3 protein-coding genes and 1 tRNA gene are annotated in these 3,559 nt (G+C 69.7%); 1 reads left to right on the forward strand and 3 read right to left on the reverse strand.

The window, feature by feature from the left end; translation table 11 throughout:
• Window positions 1-1,402: polynucleotide adenylyltransferase PcnB (gene pcnB, locus D183_RS0117630; protein WP_039728415.1), on the reverse strand; the 1,402-nt coding region annotated here is incomplete at its 3' end.
• A gap of 30 nt (window positions 1,403-1,432) precedes the next feature.
• Here pcnB and D183_RS0117635 point away from each other — a divergent pair.
• Window positions 1,433-1,507: transfer RNA gene (locus tag D183_RS0117635), tRNA-Glu, on the forward strand.
• Window positions 1,508-1,751: 244 nt separating this feature from the next.
• On the opposite strand, the gene folE2 is transcribed toward D183_RS0117635, so the two are convergent.
• Entirely contained in the window at window positions 1,752-2,702 is a 951-nt protein-coding gene (gene folE2, locus D183_RS0117640) for a GTP cyclohydrolase FolE2 (protein ID WP_026144596.1), read from the reverse strand.
• A gap of 429 nt (window positions 2,703-3,131) precedes the next feature.
• The coding region (locus D183_RS0117645) for an MFS transporter (protein WP_026144597.1) at window positions 3,132-3,559 on the reverse strand (428 nt) is incomplete at its 5' end.

Consider the following 3,559-nt stretch of genomic DNA (forward strand, 5'->3'; position numbering starts at 1 on the left):
TGGCGTCCGGGCGGCGGCGCCGGCGCCGGCGGCGCTTGGGGGTCTCTTCGCTGTCGGCCGGCGGCGCGAACGCCAGCTCGTCGCCGGCGTAGTCCACCTCCGGATCGAAGCCGCGCGGCGGCGGCGCGTAGCCGGGCTGCTGCTGCAGCTCGCGCCAGTAGGCGATGTCGGCCGCATGCTCGTCCGACGCGGACTGGCGCACGATCAGGAAATCGAACGCGGCGCGGAAGCGCGGATGCGACAGCGTGCGCACTACCCGCTTGCGCTGGCGCGAGGTGAAGCGCGACTGCAGCAGCCAGATCTCCTGCATCGGCAGCGAGAAACGCCGCGGCAGCGCCACGGTGCTCAGCTGGTGCAGGGTCACCCGGTCGGCGGCGCGGCGTTGCGCCTCCTCCATCTGCATGCCCTGCTTCTGCAGGGTCATCAACGCGCGGCAGTACGCCGGCCACAGCAGCAGCGCGAACAGGAACGCCGGCGACACCGGCTCGTCGTTGGCGACGCGGTTGTCGGTGTTGCGCAGGCCTTCGATCAGCATGCGCCGCAGCGCGCCGCTGCGGTTGGAGCGCAGCGCCGCCGCGCTCTCCGGGAACAGCGCGGCGAGCAGGCCGTGCCGCTCCAGGCCCTCGAAGCTGGCCACGCCATGGCCGGACAGGAACAGCTTGAGCACTTCCTCGAACAGCCGTGCCGGCGCGGCCTCGGCCAGCAACCCGGCCAGGCGCGGGATCGGCTCGGCGGTGCCGGCCTCGATCTCGAAATCGAGCTTGGCCGCCAGGCGCACCGCACGCAGCATGCGCACCGGGTCCTCGCGGTAGCGCTGCTCGGGATCGCCGATCAGCTTCATCAGCCGCGCCTGCACATCCTCGAAGCCGCCGACATAGTCGCGCACCGAGAAGTCCTCGATGGCGTAGTACAAGGCGTTGCAGGTGAAGTCGCGGCGCACCGCATCGTCCTCGATGCTGCCGTAGACGTTGTCGCGGACCAGGCGGCCGTTGTCCACCTCGCGGTCGCCGCTGCCGTCGTCGACATTGGCGCGGAAGGTGGCGACCTCGATGATCTCGCGGCCGTAGACCACGTGTGCCAGGCGGAAGCGGCGGCCGATCAGGCGGCAGTTGCGGAACAGCTGCTTGACCTGCTCTGGGGTGGCGTCGGTGGCGACGTCGAAGTCCTTGGGCTGGACCTGGACCAGCAGGTCGCGGACCGCGCCGCCGACCAGGTAGGCGCCGAAGCCGGCCTCGCGCAGCCGGTACAGCACGCGCAGGGCGTTGGGGCTGATGTCCTTGCGCGAAATGGGGTGCTGGTCGCGCGGGATCGCGCGCAGGGTGAATGGCGATGGAACTGGCGGATTGATGATGGCGCTTCCGTATCGGGTTGCGGGATTGCCGAAGGGCGGCGAGACCCATATACTAGCGCGCTGCAATCGACGCGACCAAACGCTCCCTTCGTCTAGTGGTTAGGACGTGGCCCTCTCAAGGCTAAAACAGGGGTTCGAGTCCCCTAGGGAGCGCCATCCTCGCCTCGCCTGCAGCGCGACACAGCAAAAACCCCGCCTTGGCGGGGTTTTTTGCGTTTCGGCGCCGGCCACGGCCCGACGCGTCTCACTCCTGGTTGCGCGGGTGTCGATCGTCCTCGGCCAGACGGCTGCAGACGCCAGCACGCCGACCCAAGCCTACCTGGAACGCCGGGGCAGCCCGGGCGACGTGCGCGACCCGGTCGGCATGAGTGAGCACATGCGGACCACCCGCAGGCCGCGGTCAGGCCTGCGCCAAGTCAGGGGCGGCCTCCCCGGCCATGACCGCCACCGGCGCCGATGCGGTCTCCGCCACCGCATCGTGCGCATGCAGGCTCTCCAGATGCCGCACCTGCACCTGCACGTCGGCGTAGCGCGCACCCAGCGCCTGCTGCAGGCGGCGCGCGGCGTCCTCCACGTACATCAGGTTCTCGCCGTTGCGGCGCGCGAACGCCTGTTCGTCGGCGCGCCGCACCGCCGCCTGCACCGGCGTGGCCAGGGCCTGCTCGGCGAGCGCGATCACGCCCTCCGCGTCGAAGCGCACCGCGCGCGCCGACACGCCGACCCGGACCGAGGCCACGCTGCGCTGGCTATGCGGGGTGGCGTGACTGCCGTGCCGGAGCAGCCAGTCCGCCACCGCGTCCCGCGATAGCGAGGCCTGTTGCGGGTGCTGCTGCACGAAGGCCTCGCTGAGCAGTTGCCGCGCCAACGCCGCCGAACACGGGCAGGTCGAGGAATACAGCAGATCCACGCCGAGTCCGAGCCGGACCACGCCGCCACGCAGTTCGGCGTCGATCCGCAGCGGATACGCCCGCCATCCAGCCAGCCCCGGGCTGCGCAGTGCCGGGCTGCGACGCAGCAGTTCCAGGCGCAGCGACACCCGCGCCGCGGTCGAGGCGCAGTCGGCGTGGCTATGCACCATCGCCCGCAGCAACTGCGACAGCCGCGACGGCGACAGCGGCTGCTGCGCGCACTCGTCGAGCAGGCGGTACAGCCGCGACATATGAATGCCCTTGACCTGCGCCGACGGCAGGTCGACGGCAAGCGCGGCCTGCGCCGGAACGGGTGCCGCAGGCGCGCCCTCGCCCATGTCCAGACTGATCGGCAGCGCGATGCCGTCCATGCCCACCCAGTTCAGGGGAGCGGCGATCTGCGAAGGTTCGTCGGCGGCGACATCGGGCAATGGCGAGGGGATCTGCAGGTTCATCGGATCGACGGGAGCGGCAAGGGAGCGAGGGACGGCAAGCAAGGCGGAGTGACAATTGTTATAAAGTAACACAACAAGCGCACACCGATGGGACCATCGATCGCACACCTCAGCCGTTGGGAGTGCCCGGCACCATCGCCGGGAGGACATCAATGAACGTCTATGGGCTGTGTGGACCTGCTCGCAAGGATTCGCCCGGACCCTCATCCGCACCCGCGGCGCACCTTCCCCCGAAAAGGGGGCATGGTCCCGGCGGGAGAAGGGAAAGTCCAAAGCCCCTCTCCCACCGGGAGAGGGGTTGGGGTGAAGGGTACGACACGCGCAGCGCCACCACCGATCCGGCAATACCTTCAGCCGCTCGCTGCAGACACACCAATCCAGAGACGGCACGCGCGCCGCACCGCGTGCGCCTCAGCCTCAGCCCTGCATCTGTTCCAGTTCCTTGCCCTTGGTCTCGTACACGTAGCGCAGCACGAAGAACACCGACAGGAACGCGGCGACGGTGTAGATGCCGTAGGCGCCGGCCAGGCCGATGCTGCCGAGCAGGACCGGGAAGGTCACGGTGATGGCGAAGTTGGACATCCACTGCGCCGCACCGGCCACCGCCAGGCCGGAACCGCGGATCTGGTTGGGGAACATCTCGCCCAGCATCACCCACATCACCGGGCCCCAGGACATGTTGAAGAAGACCACGTAGACGTTGGCGGCGATCAACGCCAGCCGGCCCATGCCCGGCGACAGCGCCAGCTTGCCGGCCGCATCCAGCGAGGCGCTGGCGAAGGCGATGGTGACCAGGGCCAGCGACACCGCCATGCCGGCCGAGCCGATCCACAACAGCGGCTTTC

This window comes from Xanthomonas sp. SHU 199 (genome assembly GCF_000364665.1).
GTDB classification, from domain to species: domain Bacteria; phylum Pseudomonadota; class Gammaproteobacteria; order Xanthomonadales; family Xanthomonadaceae; genus Xanthomonas_A; species Xanthomonas_A sontii.